Below are 18,487 nucleotides of genomic sequence, written 5' to 3'. Positions count from 1 at the left end.
AGCTGATGACGCCTGCTAAGGTAAGGTGCGGAGGTTTTTTGGAAGATAAGCTGGATATAGTGTTTTTCATAATATTTTCGGTATGGCGTAGAAATGAGTAGGGTGTAAAACAAGCCACGCTTATTTTACACCCCTTGAACCCAAAAATACTAATGAAGGCACCATTCAGCGACAATTCGTTCGGTTGAGCGGATTATTTTACTTGTGACTCACGTATGAGCTTATAGAGTTTTGGCGGAGAGACGCGGTTGACTCGTGTGGCTAGCTTTTCTTTGCGACCAGCGACGATAATATATTCCTCTCCCTTGGTGAGCGCCTTCACGACTTGTTTGGCAAACTCAGTCGCAGTCAGACCATTATTGGTTGCCTCATCCATCGTACCTTGTGCGCTACCGTCGCCAGTCAACGCATTGATAGAGATATTAGTCTGAATAAACCCGGGGAATATCGTGGCTACTTCGATACCTTGATCATGTAACTCAGCACGCAAGCTGTTTGCCCACATATGCAGCGCTGCTTTGGCTGCGCCGTAAGCACCGCGATATTGGGTGCCGAGCAAACCTGCGACACTGGATATCATCACAACTTTACCGCCACCTTGTGCAATCATGTCAGGCAATACCAGTCTAGTAAGGCGCGTCTGAGCAAAGTAATCTATTTCCATGATTTGACGCTCAACTTCTTCAGCCGTGTCCATGATGAGCGAACGTTGACTGATACCAGCGTTATTGATGAGCCAGTCGATTTTCCCCGCCTGAGCTTTAGCAGTGTCATAAGCTTCTTTGGCTTGATTGGCATCACTGATATCAAAAGGAACGACGATATGCTTGTTAGCACGTTTGCAGCTGCTTTTGACCGCATCTAACTTATCACTGTCACGTCCACTTAGAATAATTCTAGCTCCGCGCTTGGCGAAGGCAACGGCTAATGCTTGTCCAATACCGCTAGAAGCACCAGTAATCCAAATGGTCAAATCTTTGTATTTCGTTTTCATAAGAGTCCTTTCTCAAAGTTTAGATAGTCCATAATATAGGATAATAAAGCGACTCTACTAGCTAGATTTGTAGCCTGCAAAGGCACTACTATGTGTAAAAATCGCACAAAAAAGAGCCTCAATTGAGACTCTTTTTTTATTCTTAGATTTGTGCTGTCAGATTAAGTCTCTAACTTAACCACCGAAATCATCAAGCATGATGTTTTCGTCTTCCACGCCCATGCTGTGTAGCATGTCGATTACGGCAGCGTTCATCATCGGTGGCCCACACATGTAGTATTCACAGTCTTCTGGGTTTGGATGATCTTTCAGATAGTTTTCGAGCAATACGTTATGGATAAAGCCTGTTGGACCTTCCCAGTTATCTTCTGGTAATGGGTCAGACAGTGCAACATGCCACTCAAAGTTATCGAACTCTTCTTCTAGCTGATCATAGTCTTCAACGTAGAACATCTCACGAATAGAACGAGCACCATACCAGAAGCTAATCTTACGATCAGTGTTCAAGCGTTTGAGCTGATCAAAGATATGCGAGCGCATTGGGGCCATACCAGCACCACCACCAACAAAAATCATTTCAGCTTCGGTCTTCTTGGCAAAGAACTCACCATAAGGACCTGAAACTGTCACTTTGTCACCAGGTACTAAGCTAAATACCCATGAAGACATTTTGCCTGGTGGTATACCGTCAGGACCACGTGGCGGTGGACTTGCGATACGGATGTTAAATTTGATGAGCCTTTCTCTTCAGGATAGTTGGCCATTGAGTAAGCACGGATAACAGGCTCATCAACTTTTGAGACATAGTTGAAGATACCGAATTTTTCCCAGTCTTCTCTATATTCTTCATCAACCACAAAGTCTTTGTAGTGCACTTCATGCGGTGGCGCTTCCAACTGTACATAACCACCAGCGCGGAAGTTTACTTCTTCGCCTTCTGGAATTTTTAGTACCAGCTCTTTAATGAAAGTGGCAACGTTATCGTTAGAAATAACTTCACATTCCCATTTCTGTACATCAAAGAACTCAGGATCAATCTCAATTTTCATGTCTTGCTTAACAGCTACCTGACAAGCTAAGCGCATGTGATTGCGGATTTCACCTTGAGTAAAGTAGCCTTCTTCGGTGGGCAAAATAGAACCACCACCTTCAATAACGCGGCAACGACACTGCGCACAAGTACCACCACCACCACAAGCTGAAGATAAAAATATACCTTCGCCCGCTAGCGTTTGTAGTAGTTTGCCGCCAGCTGGTGTCACCACATCATTATCGGGATTATCATTAATATGGATAGTGACATCGCCTGAACTGACCAGTCTTGAGCGTGCCGCCAAAATAATAGCGACGAGGCCCATGATGATCAAGGTAAACATAGCAACGCCACCAATCGCCGTAGCGTAATCCATGGTAGGTATCCTTAATCTATGGGGTAGGGGTGTGGGGGCATAATCTATGCTGTACCCAAACCTCTACCGAATAAATGAATTAAATAAGTCAAATAGCTAATGAAAGCTTTGAGCTTAGCGGTTTAGATGGACATACCACCGAACGACATAAAGCCGAGCGACATAAGACCAACCGTGATAAAAGTAATACCAAGACCACGTAGCGGTGCTGGAATATCTGAGTATTTTAGCTTTTCACGGATACCCGCCAATGCTGTAATAGCAAGTGCCCAACCGAAGCCTGCACCCACACCATAGACAACAGATTCACCAAAGTTATAGTCACGCTCAACCATAAACAGTACACCACCCAAGATGGCACAGTTTACAGTGATTAATGGTAAGAATACCCCAAGCGCGTTATATAGACTCGGTACAAACTTGTCCAAAAACATCTCTAGGATCTGTACGGTGGCTGCAATCAAACCGATATAACTTAGCAATCCTAAGAAGCTCAAGTCGATATCAGGGAAACCTGCCCATGCCAGCGCACCATCTTTTAGGATGAACTGGAATAGTAAATTATTTAGTGGAACGGTAATTGCCATCACGACAACAACTGCAACACCTAGACCAATCGCTGTAGAGACTTTTTTGGATACGGCCAAAAAAGTACACATGCCTAAGAAATAGGCAAGCGCCATGTTCTCAATAAAGACTGAGGTTATAAATAAACTAACATAATGTCCCATTAGTGACCGCCTCCATGTGCCATGCCTTTAGACTGCGGCTTCATTACAAACTCAGCTTCTTCAACTTGTTCTGGTTTCCAGATACGGACAACAGCGATGAACAAACCAATGATAAAGAACGCTGATGGTGGTAACAGTAATAGACCGTTTGGTATGTACCAACCGCCATCAGTGACTGGCTGTAGAATCGTAATACCGAACCAAGTACCAGCACCCAATAGCTCACGGATAGTTGCAACGAATAGTAATACTGCTGAGTAACCAAGACCGTTACCAATACCATCTAAAAAGCTTGGGACTGGTGGGTTGCTCATAGCAAATGCTTCAGCACGGCCCATAACGATACAGTTAGTGATAATCAGACCAACGAAAACTGACAAACCTTTACTGACGTCATAAGCCACTGCTTTTAGTACCTGATCAACCAAGATAACCAACGAAGCAATAATCGTCATCTGTACGATGATACGAATGCTTGATGGAATCTGCTTACGGATAATCGAGATAAAGAAGCTTGAAAATGCCGTTACCAAGGTCAATGCCACACACATGACCATAGCGTTAGCCATGCTGGTGGTGACAGCCAATGCCGAACAGATACCAAGGATCTGTAGGGCAATAGGGTTATTATCAAAGATAGGCGTGGTTAAAATGCTTTTAGTGTCAGCCATGTTATGCCTCCTTGCCATTTGCTACTGGTAGCTTGGCTGCCAATTCGGTTTTAGGTTGAGCTGCCGGCTTTGATTGATTTGCTTGCGTGTCTGCACCTTCAACCGTTTGGCCGCTCTTTTCGCGTAGCGTATCTAGATAAGGCTTATAACCTTGCTCACCTAACCAAAACTGAATCATGTTGCTGACGCCGCGGCTAGTCAATGTTGCACCGCTGATGCCATCAACCCAGTTCTCTTTTGGGTTACCAGCTTTGGTTACACCAGTGGCAACGTTACCATTCTCGTCATAAGACTCGATACCGCTCCACTTTGCACGCCACTCTGGCTCTTCGATACGAGCGCCAAGACCTGGGGTTTCTTTATGCTCGTAGAAACTGATACCTTTGATAGTGTTCATATCACTTTCGAGCGTTAAGAAACCATAGATAGTGCCCCATAGACCGTAGCCCTGAATTGGCAATACAACCGTTTCTGGTTGACCGGCGTCATCATTTTTGACATAGACCTTGGCATATTTTGGCTTACGACCAATACCAGCAGGATCGTTGTCACCCAAGTCTTCACTTAGAGCTTGGTTTTTTTGTCGCTTGACTGGCGTCATAAGCATTACGATCAGGGATGCCAGCAGTTTTTAGCGCATCGTCATCGAGATAAGTACCTTCGTTTAAATCAATGATTTTTACTTCAAAATCTTTAAAACGTTCGGCAACATCATCTGCTGTATCAGACTCAGCGTCATACATATCAGCCGCGACTAAGATGTTTTTGTTGCGATCTAAACGTGCGTTTTCGACTTGCGCAGGCTTTAGACCAACAGCCACTGCTGAGACCAACACTGAACACACCAAGCATAGCGTCAAAGCCACACTGATGGTTTTCGCGTTATTACTTTTGGGCTTGGACATAGCGAACCCTCCGAGCGGTTTGGCGTTTGATATTTGCTTGAGTCACAAAGTAATCAAACAATGGAGCAAATAAGTTGGCGAATAGAATGGCCAACATGATGCCTTCTGGGAAAGCAGGATTGATGACGCGAATCAATACGGTCATAAAACCAATCAAGATACCGTAAGCCCAGCGGCCTTTGTTTGTATGTGCAGCTGATACTGGATCGGTTGCCATAAATACAGCACCGAAAGCAAAGCCACCGATAACTAAGTGCCAGTAGAACGGCAAGCTCATCATCATGTTGTCTTCAGAGCCAATCATGTTGAATACAAGAGACGTCGCAATCAGACCGACCACACAACCTGCCATAATGCGCCAAGAAGCGATACGCGTCCATAGCAACACTGCAGCGCCCATTAGGATAGCTAGCGTCGATACTTCACCGATACTACCTTGCATGTTACCTAAGAATGCATCACTCCACGTGATGGCATTACCATAGACGTCGACGAAGTCCTGAGGAACCACACCAAGTGCTGCAAGGCCAAGTGGTGTCGCGCCTGAGAAACCATCTACTGCTGTCCATACTGAGTCACCAGACATATAGGCTGGATAAGCAAAGTATAAGAATGCACGACCCGATAGGGCAGGGTTAAGGAAGTTTTTACCAGTACCACCGAACACTTCTTTTGCGACGACTACACCGAAGATAATACCTAGAGCAACTTGCCATAAAGGAATATCAGGTGGTAGACATAATGCAAATAGAACTGAAGTCACAAAGAAACCTTCGTTAACTTCGTGTCCACGGACGACAGCAAAGATAATCTCACAGAGAATACCTACCGCAAACGTCACGATATAAATAGGCAAAAACTGCATCGCACCATACACGAAACTTGCCCAGATACTATCTGGGTTATAGCCTGCCATGCTAGTGATCACAGTACGCCAGCCTTCAGGCTGCAAGCCAAGCTGAGCGATAGCGGTTAGTGCTTGATGACCAATGTTGTACATACCCCAAAACATCGCTGGGAAGGTACATAGCCATACGGTAATCATAATACGTTTTAGATCAATCCCGTCACGTACATGTGATGACGCATAAGTGGTTGAGCTTGGTTGACGTAAGAACGTATCAAACATCTCAAAAATAGCGTAGTACTTTTCGTGTTTGCCGCCTTTGGTGAAAGATGGCTCCATACGATCGAACATATTGTGTAAAAATTTCATCGTGGTTAGCCTCCAGCTCAATGCGCGTTAAGTTATCACGCAAAATATCACCGAATTCATATTTGCCAGGAGATACAAAGGTGCATAGTGCCAAATCTTCTTCGTCCAGTTCAAGCACACCCAAATCTACGGCACTAATGATGTCTTCGACGATCAATGCACGTAGTAATTGAGTTGGTAGGTAATCTTGTGGCATGACTTCTTCATAGACACCGATTGGTACCATCGCTCGTGGTGAGCCGTTACTTGTCGTAGTAAAGTTGTACTTTTTGCCACCAAAGAACTGCGAAATATAGATAGGCAGTTTTGAGAAGCGGTTTTTACCTGGAGTAAAGAAATGGAACGCAGGACGCTCACGACCTTCAGTCAATACGCTGATCTGATTGTGAAAACGACCCAGATAGGCGATGTTTTCAAACACTTTGCGACCAGACAATACTGAACCTGAAATGATACGGTTCTCGCCAGCAGCCAACTTACCTTTGGTCAATGCAGTGATATCAGCACCGCGCTCAGTCATAACCAAATGCGGGTTGGTGACAGCAGGACCTGCCAAGCTCACCATGCGGCGCGTATATAGACGGCCTGTCGTGAACAATTTACCGATGGCAATCACGTCTTGATAACCAATCGTCCATACGGTCACACCGCGGCTGATAGGATGCAAAAAGTGAATGTGCGTACCAGCAAGACCAGCTGGATGCTTACCAGCAAAACCATGATACTCAGTGACGTTATTCGCTGCAGTCTTTGCAACTGGCGTCAGTTGGGTATCGCCATGATGGCAGACAAAGGTCTTTGGACTAAGCGTAGATAATACAGCAAGTCCATCATTGAACGCTTGTAGCTGCTCATTGATCACAAGCATCGGGTCAAAGGCAAGTGGATTGGTATCCATTGCTGTGACAAAGATGGCATGTGGACGAGCGCCGATTTCGGGTGCGCGGCTATAAGGACGCGTACGGAACGCCGTCCATTCGCCAGAGGCAATCAGTTGGGTTTCAACGACTTCAGAGTCTAGGTCAGCAAGCTGCTGTGAGTCATAGCGCTCAAAGTCTACTTCTTCACCATTTGGGTCGACCGCAATCACAAGACTCTCAAACACTCGACGTTCGCCACGTTTAACAGCGACGACCTTACCGGCAGCAGGAGCAGTGTAGATCACGCCAACACGTTTTTTTGTCTTCATAAACGGGCTGACCTTTGGCTACAATGTCACCTTCTTTGACATTCATAGTGGGCTTCATACCCACATAATCATAGCCAACAAGTGCTACATGTGTCGGTTGGTGCTCAGATATCTCGCGGGAGGGTTCACCAGTGATGGGCAAATCCAAACCTTTTTTGATGGTAATCATAAGCGAAAACTTAGTCCATAGTCTAAAACGATACCAGACGTCCTGTTTGGTATATCGGTAGCATGAACATTTGTATCACTCAACAAAGCCTTCAATCGTCTATTTCCTTTATAGTGAAATAGGGATGAAAGCTCTGTGAAGACAATACATGATCATAACTACTAGTAAGAGTATTAACGCTGACCTTAGACTCCTTAACAACACGTTAATGTCTTATTCGAATTACCAAAGTGGCGACTGGCTACCAAGGTGTATGCTAAAACCGCTTCATCGAAATCAATCACTACAGCACATGGCTAAAAGAGACTGGTTTAAATACAAATGGCTTTATCACACGTTTCATTGAAATTTAAAACTTGTAACACCAGTATGTTTGACCATCTCTCGCTCACTAATACCGTCTAAAAGTATTCGATAGAATAAGAGTGTGGCCAAATAACGATCTATTAAGGTAGATGATATACTGGTTAAAAGACAAACTAGCTAAGCAACTGATAAGCAAACTTCACTTATTATAAGCTGCTATAGTTTTAATCGTAACGGTTTTAATATAGTTAGCTAGTGATAGGGGCTTGCAAGACATCTAATTAAGGTTAAATACCGCAGAATCGATGGTTTAGAGACTATTGGTTGAGATTTTTTTTCAGATAGTCCTTTTTAGCAATTTTTTTAGCCAATATTTTATTGGCGTATTGAGCGATTGCTCGATCCATCCTGATCACCATGCTGTATTAGTGAGTTGTAACAACTCAACAAAAAGCGTAACACATGTTTACTATCACATAGAAACAAATAAAAATTTACCTAGGATTATACGCTAAATTGACCTAAAATTGCCAGTCAGTAATAGAATTTAACGATTGTTGGTAGTGATTCTACGTACTAAACTTATGGTTATGATTGTCTAGTTTCTGTCTTTCTTATTTATATTCAAACAGATTGCTAACTTAGCGATGTCTTGGTTTTCGATCTGTCCATAATTTATGCTACTTTTAAGCAGCGTTTTCTCTCGTTATTTGACGCTTCGATAACGTTTCATTCTCAAAATTTTAATTTACTAAATTTATTGCCAATCTTGTGCTTTATAAGGAATGCTATATGTGTGCTGTGCCTGTCATTATCCCGGCTATTGATTTAAAGGATGGTAAGTGTGTACGTTTAAAACAAGGCCGTATGGAAGATGATACGGTATTCTCTGATGACCCAGTTGCTATGGCCGCGCGTTGTAGATGAAGGCGCGCGTCGCTTACATTTGGTCGATTTGAATGGTGCTTTTGATGGCGTGCCAGTACATAGACAAGTGGTCAATGATATCACCAAAGCTACCCGAACCTGCCTATTCAGCTGGGTGGCGGTGTACGTAATATGAACACTATCGAGCAGTATATTACCGCAGGTTTGACGTATATCATTATCGGTACAAAAGCCGTTGAAGATCCTGATTTTGTCGCGGAAGCTTGCCGCGAATTTGCAGGGCATATCATCGTCGGTATCGATGCCAAAGACGGTATGGTAGCCACTCATGGCTGGGCAAACGTGACAGATACCAAAGCGACCGAGCTTGCTAAGCGCTTTGCAGATGTAGGCGTGTCATCAATCGTTTATACTGATATCGCCCGCGATGGCATGATGCAAGGCGTTAACGTTGAACAAACCGTTAATTTGGCGCGTGAAGGCGGACTACCTGTGATTGCATCAGGTGGCGTTACCGATATGAAAGATATTGAGCTGCTAAAGCCTTACGATGACTGTATCGAAGGTATCATTACCGGTCGCGCTATCTATGAAGGCACATTGAACTTGAGCGAAGCGCAGCTTTACTTAGATAGCTAAATAAATCAAAAATTAGTCGGTTAAAATCAGACAGCTAATTATCAGCAATCAGCTAAGCGAGAAAAATCCGTAAAAAATAAAGGATGCTTATGGCCACTTACATTGACAGTCCAATAATACGCAGTTCTATAAAAGCGTGGGGTCAAATGGTGTTGCTACTAAGCATCCTTTTTGCGTTCTCAGCGCATGCTGCCAGTGAAGAAATTTCTAGTATCTCAGCGGCATTGGGTGTAGAGGACGCAATACCTGACAGTACAGCTACAGCAGATGATGACACGTCAGAAACCAATATTTCCACACCGACTCCTGCCCCACCACCCGCAATCAATGGTGAAAGTACCAACAATGGTCAAATTGAAACCACACCCACCCTCCAAAAAGACAACGACATCCGTCAGCGAATCAATGGAATCTTTTCTGAGATAGAAGGATTACAAGCCGTCACTGTCAGTGTTACTCAAGGTGTCGTCACCTTGTCGGGAGAAACTGCCAACGAAAAAAAGGCGCAGCAAGCATCAATTTGACCAACCGTTTGACAGACGTCGTGACGGTTGATGACAATATAAACCGCACACTAGATGTTCAAGAAAACGTCTCGACAGTTTATCAGGGCCTAAAAGCGCAATTGGAAAACCTAGTGAAGGCGCTGCCTTTATTGCTGGTTGGTATTGTCATATTTGCACTCGTGACATGGTTTGGTAGTTGGTTATCTAGACGCAAAAAAATGTGGCAGCGCCTCACGCCTAATCCTTTTGTCGCTGAGCTATTGTCGCAGACCATTAAAGTTATCTTTATTATTTTTGGTCTTATTCTGGCACTGAGCTTGATCGGTGCAGAAACGGTATTGGGCACGTTGCTCGGCGGTGCTGGTGTCATTGGTATCGCTGTTGGTTTTGCGGTCAAAGACACTATCGAAAACTATATTGCTTCTTTAATGCTCAGTATCCGTCAGCCCTTTCGTGCACGTGATCAAGTAGTGATTAATGGTCAAGAGGGGATTGTGGTTCGTCTGACGTCACGTGCGACGATATTAATGACGCTAGATGGCAATCAGCTGCGTATTCCAAATGCTGAAGTCTTTAAAGGTACGATTCTAAACTATACCAAAAATCCTGAGCGCCGATTTACTTTTGAATTGGGCGTTGATGCCAATGATGATCCATTAGCAGCAATCAAAGTCGGATTGGATGCGATACATACGCTGGCGTTTGTGTTGAATGAACCAAAGGCGATTGCGGTTATTACCAATGTGGGCGATTCTAATATTGTTTTGGAATTTCAGGTTTGGGTAGACCAATCAGAGACTGACTTTGCCAAAGCACGCAGTATCGCCATTCGTGAGACCAAGCATGCACTAGAAGATAAAGGCTTTAGCTTACCTGAGCCTATCTATCGTCTGCGCTTTAACAACAAGTTAGAAAAAGCCTTTGAGCACATGCAAAACAGTGTCAGCAATGCTAATAATGTTCAATCTGATATAACGATTACTCCGACGATTCCTAAACCTGCTGAAACAAATCAGGTCAGCGAGAGTCATACGGATGACCAAGATAAAAAACAAGCCAAGCCCGAGCCAAGACCATTTTGCAAGGTCGCAGTGCGAATGAAGTTCTCGATGCCCGTCCTGACGACAAGCTGATGGAAAAAGTCGAGCAAGAGATTGCTCAAAGCTCAGATGAGACCGATTTATTGAATAATAATAGCCCGCAAGAATAGGTACTAGACGTTAAATAAAATTTAGGCATAAAAAGTGCAACAGAATCTATATTTGGTGGTTATTCAAATACGGGGCTTTTTATGGAAATGAAACACGTTATTATCTTTGCAGTAATTGGTATTGTGGCATTACTCGGCTTTAACATTATCAATGGTAATAGTCGCGAACAAAACAGAGAGATTGCAACCAGTAGTGTAGCGGCTGAACAGCCTGATTCTACAGTAGCTACTTCTAATACAGATATTACTAGCCAGCCCCTTAGTCAACAGCCGAAAGCGATCGTAGATAGTGCTACCAGTAAAATTGACCAAGCACAGCAAGCCGAACAAGACCGTGTAGACCAATTAGACGATGCGCAATAGGCACAATAAATAGCTATATCGTTGATGATTGAAAAGTACACAGCATAAAAAAAGGCTAACGATTGCGTTAGCCTTTTTTATTGTATTACAACATCAGTATCTAAGTATCAGTCTAAACTTAGCTTTTTTTGGCAGCGCCTCTGCGGTTACTGCTTCTTTTCGCTGGGGCTTTCTTAGGCTGCTCTTTCTTCGGTTGACCTTTTTTGCTTTGGTTCATTGCACTAGATTGCAATTTAGCCTTCAAATCAAAATCAATTTGTAACAGGTCCATGTTGACACCCGCAACCTTCACTTTAACCGAATCGCCCAATCCAAATAGTGTGCCTTTATCTTTACCGATAAGCTGCTGTTGCTGCTCATCGTAGACAAAGAAGTCATCGCCAACGTTTGAGATATGAACCAAACCATCGATATATAAGTCAGTTAATGTGACGAATAGACCAAAGCTAGTAACCGTAGTCACAACGCCTTCGAACTCTTCACCGACATGATCGGTCATATAGTGACACTTGAGCCAAGACTCTACATAACGTGATGCTTTTTCTGCACGGCGTTCTGTATCTGACGTTTGTGTACCAGCACCTTCAAGAGAAAAGTCCATAACAGGCTGTGGGCTGTTGGTAACTTTTGCCTTAATCGCGCGATGCAGCATCAAATCTGGATAACGGCGAATCGGCGAGGTAAAGTGGCTATATTCGTCATATGCTAAGCCAAAGTGACCAATATTGTCAGGTGCATAGTTTGCTTGCATCATTGAACGCAGCAGCATGCTATGAATACTGATGGCATCTGGTCTATCTTTAGTCGCTTCAATAATGCGCTGATAGTCCGCTTGAGTCGGGTTCTCTTCTGGAAATGGTAAGCCAAAGTTTTTCGCATATTCATGAATACGCATCGACTTCTCATTATCAGGCTTATCATGGTTACGATATAAAACTGGTAACTCATGCTTAAGCGCAAAGTTTGCCGCACAAGTATTGGCAAGCAGCATACATTCTTCGATTAGCTTCTGAGAGTCGCCACGAGTGCGTGGTAAAATCGCTTCGATTCCGCCTTTCTCGTTAAACTTGATATACGTTTCAACTGTTTCAAATTCCATTGCATGACGTTCTTCACGCTTTTTAAGCAGTAGCTCATACAACTGATGTAACGTATCAACAGATTTTTTTAACGTCTTTATTACCTGTCAGTGATTTAGGTAATCTCTTGTCATTCGGGTTCACAAGATAATCGTTTACTTGATTATAGGTGAGACGGGCTTGTGAGTGCATCACTGACGGATAGAACTCATAGCCAGTCACTTTACCGGCGCGCGATATCTTGATATCAGCAACCATACATAAGCGATCTAGATTAGGGTTCAATGAACATAGACCGTTAGATAACACTTCAGGTAGCATCGGAATCACACGATGCGGGAAGTATACTGAAGTACCACGCTCATAGGCATCTTGATCAAGTGGTGAATTCGGTGTCACATAATAGCTGACATCTGCAATCGCAACCACGACACGGTAGTTACCACCAGAGCGCTTTTCAGCAAATACAGCATCATCAAAGTCACGAGCATCTTCACCATCGATAGTGACAAGCGGTAGATGACGTATATCTGTACGACCTTTTATGTCTTTCTCAGTTGGCTCTTGATAGTCATCAGCTTGTTTAAGCGCAGCTTCGCTAAAATCTGATGGAATATCATAGTTGAGCAGGGTAGTCTCAATAATCAATTCACGATCATTGTCATCAGACAGCACTTCAGTGATTTTACCAGTGGCAAATTCATGCTGGTTTGGCCAGTCAATGATATCGACTTTAACAGGAGCGCCTTGCTTGATATTTAGCGCCTGAACATTGTCATCAGTAACCGTAATCGGTTGATGATTGTTTGGGCTACCAAGCTCAACACAATAACCGTCTTCATCACGAGCAAGTGTACCGATAAAGTTGTTTTGACGACGTTCGACAACATCAACGATACGCCCTTCGGTACGTCCACGATTGTCTGTCGAAGTGCCGACGGCTGCTACTGTATCGCCATTGAATACCCAACGCATTTGTTTTTCATGTAAAAACAAATCTGGCATATCACTTAGCACTACAAAACCAAAACCTTTTGGATGGGCAGAAACTGTACCTGAGACGATATCTTGCTTAGTCACTGTACGATAGCGATAAGGACGACCATCACGATTCACTTGGCCATCACGCGCCATTGCTTTTAGGCGATTGCCCAAAGCATCAAACTGATCAGGATCATCAATGTTAAAGGCTTTTGCCAATTGTTGATGCGTGACTTCCCCATGCTCATTAATCGTGCTGAGTATCAGCTCACGACTAGGAATCGGGTTGTCATATTTTTTTGCCTCACTTGAGGCGTTTGGATCATTCCAACTCATAAATTACCGTATCTATTTTTAAAATTATTAATAGTGGCTATCTTAACACGAACGACGTTGCAATATCTTGCGTCAATTGTCTTATGTGTATTCGGTAGCAGGAAGCAGTCAGTTTTCTGGCGACCGCTATAGGGATAAATCAAATATCAATATCGACACTACTTGATTGATTAGTGATCTTTTTACTATCCAACTCTTTTGAGACTTCTAATACCGTAGTCTGATTTGATTTATCCAAGTATTTTTGTGCTTTATCTACTTCAGTGGTCAGTGTATTGACCGTTTGCTTCATATTCTCTAGCGCTTCAATTTTATAATTGCTAATCATATCCATAGTGTCATAGACATTATTGAAGGCATTTTGCAGTTTATCAAGCTCAATACTACTGCTAGTCGCTTGTTCGTGAATCTCACCTGACTGACGCTTGAGCATTGCCGAGGTTGACTCAATCAAGCTACTGGTGGTCTTGTTCAATGCTGTGATTTGATCTAGTACCAGTTTTTGATTGGTCATTGCTTGGGCGACGACAACAGCCGTGCGTAATGCAGACACAGTAGTCGTGGTTGCACGATCGACCCCTTTAATCAGCTCTAAGTTATTGCGGCGAATGGTATCAAGCGCCAAATAGCCTTGTACATTCACTGCTAACTGAGTTAAAAAGTCAGTGTTTTTTTGACGGACATAAAACAACATCTCTTCTTTAATAATGCGAGCTTTTTCTGGATCTGTTGCTTCTATCGCATAAACTTTTTGTTCTAGCTGTTCATCAATCTTTTTGCCAACGTAGACATATTGGCGAATAGACTGCATCAGCTCCCACATATTGACTTTTTCTTGCTCAATCATCGCATTGTCTTTGAGCAATTCATCTTTACCATTATAGAGACTGGTAACGACCGCATTGATATGTGATTGTGCTGATTCATATTGGCGGAAATAATCTTGTACTTTATTACCGAATGGTATCAGACCGAATAGCTTACGTGAGCTGGTCAGCTCTTTTTTTGCTCGGATCTAAGTCTTCGACAATCCCGCGTAGTTCCGTTAGCGATTTAGCAATAGGAGAGTTGTCGAATAAACTGTCATTAAGACTTTTTGCGGGCAAATCTAACATTCGGTTAGATACTTGTGCAGACTCGCGAATCTCTTTTGTACCTAGATTATGAATAGACTGCACGTTCTGTCGAAACTCATCGCTATGCACAGAGTTGGTAATCACATGATCAACAAAAGCATCAACCTTGGCATCGAGCTCAGGAATTTGGCTTTCATCCAATTTGACCATCTGATCTGCTTCACTTTTTTTGTATTTCTTTGACAGGTTCAGGTGCTGTTAGAGAGATACTGGGAGTTGTAGCGTTTTCTGGTGGCGTCAATTCTTGCATGAAATATCCTCTGATATCGGAGAAGGGAAGTGTTTTTTGTCAACGACTCTGACAGTCGTGATGTACATTGTTTTTATTTATACACTTAGCTTTTTTACACTTATAAATTATCTTTAGCTCATACTAGCTTCTATCAAATAATCACTAGTTACTGCTAAATACTGACTAGTAAATATAACTAGATCTTTAGATTACCGTGTAATCAGAAAGTTGAGAAGGTAGATTTTGTAAAATAGCGTCAGTCAATGATGCTAGGCTATTTATGTTCAGCATAGCTATGTTCATTACAGCAGTTTTTGAGTCCAAATAATAAAAAACCATCAATATCCCGCAGCATATTGATGGTTAGAGTTATAAATAGCTATATAGACTAACAGCCACCACTCAAAGCAATCCAATAGACAGATTACTTTTTCTTAGTGGGTCCAAGCAGCATACCCATCTGACGACCTTCCATCTTAGGGTACTGTTCGACGTTTGAGATATCAGCAGTATCTTCAATGATACGATCAAGTTGTTTGCGACCGATATCTTGGTGCGCCATTTCACGTCCGCGGAAACGGATGCTAATTTTAACTTTGTCTTGATCTTCCAAGAAGCTCACGATTTTTCTCAGTTTAACCTGATAATCGGCCTCTTCGGTACTAGGACGTAGCTTCATCTCTTTAAGCTGAGTCTGCTTTTGGTTTTTCTTAGCTTCTTTAGCCTTTTGCTTTTGATCATAGAGGAAATGCTTATAATCCATGATCTTACATACTGGCGGCTTAGCTTCAGGAACTAATTCAACCAAATCTAGATTTTCATCACGTGCCGCTTTCATCGCGGTTGCGATATCAACCACGCCCATTTGCTCGCCATCTTCTTTAACGAGACGGACTTCTTTGACATTGATATCTTCGTTGATGTTCAAACGGTTGGACTGTTTAATAGGTATTACTCCTCATCTGTTTTTGGGGTCTGTCGGCCTTTTTTACTGACAGCGGTCTGTACTAATGTAATAAATTCAGAAACACTCATCACGCCAAGGTTCTCACCTTCGCGAGTTCGGACGTTAACACTGCCCGATTCGACTTCTTTATCCCCTAATACTAGCATATAGGGAATACGTTCTAATGTTTTCTCTCGTATCTTAAATCCAATCTTTTCGTTACGCAAGTCGCTAATAGCGCGCAAACCTGCATTTTTGAGCTCGCTAACCACGTTTTCACATGCATCAGCTTGCTTATCGGTGATATTCATGACCACAACTTGCTGCGGTGCTAGCCATACTGGCATCCAACCAGCATAGTTTTCGATCAAAATACCGATGAAACGTTCAAATGAACCTAAGATTGCACGGTGCAACATAATAGGTACTTCACGATCGTTTTGCTCATTGACGAACTCAGCATCGAGACGCTCAGGCATATTTGGATCAACCTGAATGGTACCGCACTGCCAAATACGTCCTAAAGAATCCTTTAGACTGAACTCAATCTTTGGACCATAAAATGCACCTTCGCCAGGTAAGTAATCCCAGTCTAGTCCTGAGCTATCAAGCGCATCTGCTAGCGCTTTTTCTGCAAAGTCCCAAGACTCATCACTACCAACACGTTTTTCAGGACGGGTAGAGAGCTTCATAATAATATTGTCAAAACCGAAGTCTTCATAGACAGCAAGCGTTAGCTTAATAAAGTCAGCGACTTCTTGTTGAATTTGTGCCTGCGTACAGAAGATATGCGCATCATCTTGAGTAAAACCACGTACGCGCATCAAACCATGTAGAGAACCAGATGGCTCATTACGATGACAAGAACCAAATTCAGCCATACGCAATGGCAAGTCACGGTAAGACTTTAAGCCTTGGTTAAACACTTGCACGTGACAAGGGCAGTTCATCGGTTTTACCGCATAATCACGGTTTTCACTAGAAGTCGTGAACATATTGGTCGCATAGTTGCCCCAATGTCCTGAACGCTCCCACAAGCTGCGATCAACAATTTGAGGTGTTTTAATCTCCTCGTAGCCATTATCGTATTGTACTTTGCGCATATATTGCTCAAGTACTTGATAAATCGTCCAACCATTAGCATGCCAGAACACCATACCTGGCGCTTGCTCTTGCATATGAAATAGGTTCAGCGCTTTACCAATTTTGCGATGGTCACGTTTTTCTGCTTCTTCAATACGCTGGATATAAGCTTTCAACTGTTTCTTATCAGCCCACGCAGTACCATAGATACGCTGCAACTGCTCGTTTTTGGCATCACCGCGCCAATAAGCACCTGACATTTTGGTCAGTTTAAATACTTTCAAAAAGCGCGTGTTTGGCACATGCGGACCACGGCACATATCGACGTATTCTTGGTGATGATACAAGCCAAACGCTTCTTCACCTGGCATATCATTAATAAGTTTTAACTTATAGTCTTCGTTACGTGATTTAAATATCTCAATCGCTTCGGCACGTGGCGTCATTTTTTTAATAACGTCATAATCTTGCTTGATCAGCTCCATCATGCGTTTTTCAATCGCTTCCATATGCTCAGGCGTAAATGGCGTTTCACTAAAGATATCGTAATAAAAACCATCATCAATGACAGGACCAATGACCATCTTCACATCAGGTATAGCTGCTTAACAGCATGACCTAATAGATGAGCACATGAGTGACGGATAATATCAACACCGTCGTCGTCTTTTGGCGTTACGATTTCAACATTGGCATCAGCAACGATAGGATCATGTGCATCTACTAGATGACCATTTACACGTCCAGCAACCGTCGCTTTAGCGAGTCCTGTCCCAATACTTTGCGCCACTTCCATGACTGTTGTATGACCTTCAAAGTCTTTTACACTACCATCGGGTAAAGTAATCGCTACCATAATCTATTCGCCTATTATTGGGTCCGTTGGCAGTGATGATTGCAACCATCAATCATATAACCGTGAGACCACATCAATTATATCTAATCATCGTGATATGTTGTGAAAGGGATGCATTACCTAGAGTGTTACTATGACTATATATACTAGAACTGATATAAGGCTTAAAGCCAGTTAAGCAATAGCATTGCAGCAAAATGCATTTCGCTATAGAAGTAATATAACAGCTAACATATATAAGTAATGCAGCAAAATACCTATTATAGCAAAAACCGTCTCTCAACACTAGATATCAAGGGATTGCGCGGCGACTAATTTATAAGAGCCATATCTTATTATTAAAGGTAATGTTATATACTGCACTATATAGAACAGTATATTGAAAGCGTCATATAACCCCGAATAACTTAGCTCCTATATAGTGGTAATTATATGAATATCAACATTCAAAAATATAAGAGATAATTTGTTTAAGGAAAATACTCAAGAATGATAGGATGAATAAGTCCAGTTATGAGGAACAAATAAGCTCATCTTCATTAAAAATTGATGAGCTAAATAATATTGCACACTAGTATTTAAGAAAATAAACAACCTCAATTTTATAACCCATTGAAAGAAATACAGATTTCTTTATCTACT

General features: G+C 42.6%; 6 protein-coding genes and 8 pseudogenes. 3 read left to right on the top strand and 11 right to left on the bottom strand.

The annotated features are described in order from the left end of the window. Positions 1-193 precede the first annotated feature (193 nt). The 7 genes and pseudogenes from TT11_RS09785 to TT11_RS09755 all read right to left on the bottom strand — a co-directional run. The gene (locus tag TT11_RS09785; RefSeq protein ID WP_261870256.1) at positions 194-994 is read right to left on the bottom strand and encodes an SDR family NAD(P)-dependent oxidoreductase; all 801 of its coding nucleotides are present in this window, start codon (positions 992-994) and stop codon (positions 194-196) included. Between the two features lie 174 nt (positions 995-1,168). Next, positions 1,169-2,403 (bottom strand): annotated as a pseudogene (nqrF, locus tag TT11_RS09780) (NADH:ubiquinone reductase (Na(+)-transporting) subunit F). Between the two features lie 122 nt (positions 2,404-2,525). Then, positions 2,526-3,134: an NADH:ubiquinone reductase (Na(+)-transporting) subunit E gene (gene nqrE / locus TT11_RS09775; protein WP_011281361.1), complete on the bottom strand. Its 609-nt coding sequence runs from the start codon at positions 3,132-3,134 to the stop codon at positions 2,526-2,528. After that, entirely contained in the window at positions 3,134-3,805 is a 672-nt protein-coding gene (locus TT11_RS09770) for an NADH:ubiquinone reductase (Na(+)-transporting) subunit D (protein WP_101204727.1), read from the bottom strand. The genes nqrE and TT11_RS09770 overlap by 1 nt, the downstream gene beginning before the upstream one ends. Before the next feature lies 1 nt (position 3,806). After that, positions 3,807-4,710: pseudogene (locus tag TT11_RS09765) on the bottom strand (Na(+)-translocating NADH-quinone reductase subunit C). After that, positions 4,691-5,926: an NADH:ubiquinone reductase (Na(+)-transporting) subunit B gene (locus TT11_RS09760; protein ID WP_057762164.1), complete on the bottom strand. Its 1,236-nt coding sequence runs from the start codon at positions 5,924-5,926 to the stop codon at positions 4,691-4,693. Before TT11_RS09760 ends, TT11_RS09765 begins: the two are co-directional and overlap by 20 nt. Positions 5,927-5,936: 10 nt before the next feature. After that, a pseudogene (locus tag TT11_RS09755) lies at positions 5,937-7,284 on the bottom strand (Na(+)-translocating NADH-quinone reductase subunit A); the annotation flags it as partial. Between the two features lie 1,098 nt (positions 7,285-8,382). Between TT11_RS09755 and hisA the strand changes: the two are divergent. The 3 genes and pseudogenes from hisA (at position 8,383) to TT11_RS09735 (ending at position 11,196) form a co-directional block, all read left to right on the top strand. Further along, positions 8,383-9,117 (top strand): annotated as a pseudogene (gene hisA / locus TT11_RS09745) (1-(5-phosphoribosyl)-5-[(5-phosphoribosylamino)methylideneamino]imidazole-4-carboxamide isomerase). Positions 9,118-9,206: 89 nt separating this feature from the next. Further along, positions 9,207-10,833, top strand: a pseudogene (locus TT11_RS09740) (mechanosensitive ion channel domain-containing protein). Positions 10,834-10,914: 81 nt separating this feature from the next. Continuing rightward, positions 10,915-11,196, top strand: a complete 282-nt coding sequence (locus tag TT11_RS09735; RefSeq protein WP_261870249.1) for a hypothetical protein — start codon at positions 10,915-10,917, stop codon at positions 11,194-11,196. Positions 11,197-11,314: 118 nt separating this feature from the next. Here TT11_RS09735 and rnr read toward each other — a convergent pair. From rnr to thrS, 4 genes and pseudogenes are all read right to left on the bottom strand, one after another. Beyond that, positions 11,315-13,592, bottom strand: a pseudogene (gene rnr, locus TT11_RS09730) (ribonuclease R). Between the two features lie 139 nt (positions 13,593-13,731). Continuing rightward, positions 13,732-14,978: pseudogene (locus TT11_RS09725) on the bottom strand (toxic anion resistance protein). A gap of 406 nt (positions 14,979-15,384) precedes the next feature. Then, positions 15,385-15,888, bottom strand: coding sequence for a translation initiation factor IF-3 (gene infC / locus TT11_RS09715; RefSeq protein WP_057762155.1), 504 nt, complete (start codon positions 15,886-15,888; stop codon positions 15,385-15,387). Positions 15,889-15,911: 23 nt separating this feature from the next. Beyond that, positions 15,912-17,845: pseudogene (gene thrS, locus TT11_RS09710) on the bottom strand (threonine--tRNA ligase). Positions 17,846-18,487 lie beyond the last annotated feature (642 nt).

This window comes from Psychrobacter sp. JCM 18901, assembly GCF_000586435.1.
GTDB lineage: Bacteria > Pseudomonadota > Gammaproteobacteria > Pseudomonadales > Moraxellaceae > Psychrobacter.
This window is presented reverse-complemented; position numbering and strand designations above follow the sequence as displayed.

Excerpts from the sequence above, each read along its gene's own strand:
- TT11_RS09770 (WP_101204727.1), bottom strand. The coding sequence starts at position 3,805 with ATGGCTGACACTAAAAGCATTTTAACCACGCCTATCTTTGATAATAAC.
- TT11_RS09760 (WP_057762164.1), bottom strand. The coding sequence starts at position 5,926 with ATGAAATTTTTACACAATATGTTCGATCGTATGGAGCCATCTTTCACC.
- TT11_RS09785 (WP_261870256.1), bottom strand. The coding sequence starts at position 994 with ATGAAAACGAAATACAAAGATTTGACCATTTGGATTACTGGTGCTTCT.
- TT11_RS09735 (WP_261870249.1), top strand. The coding sequence starts at position 10,915 with ATGGAAATGAAACACGTTATTATCTTTGCAGTAATTGGTATTGTGGCA.
- nqrE (WP_011281361.1), bottom strand. The coding sequence starts at position 3,134 with ATGGGACATTATGTTAGTTTATTTATAACCTCAGTCTTTATTGAGAAC.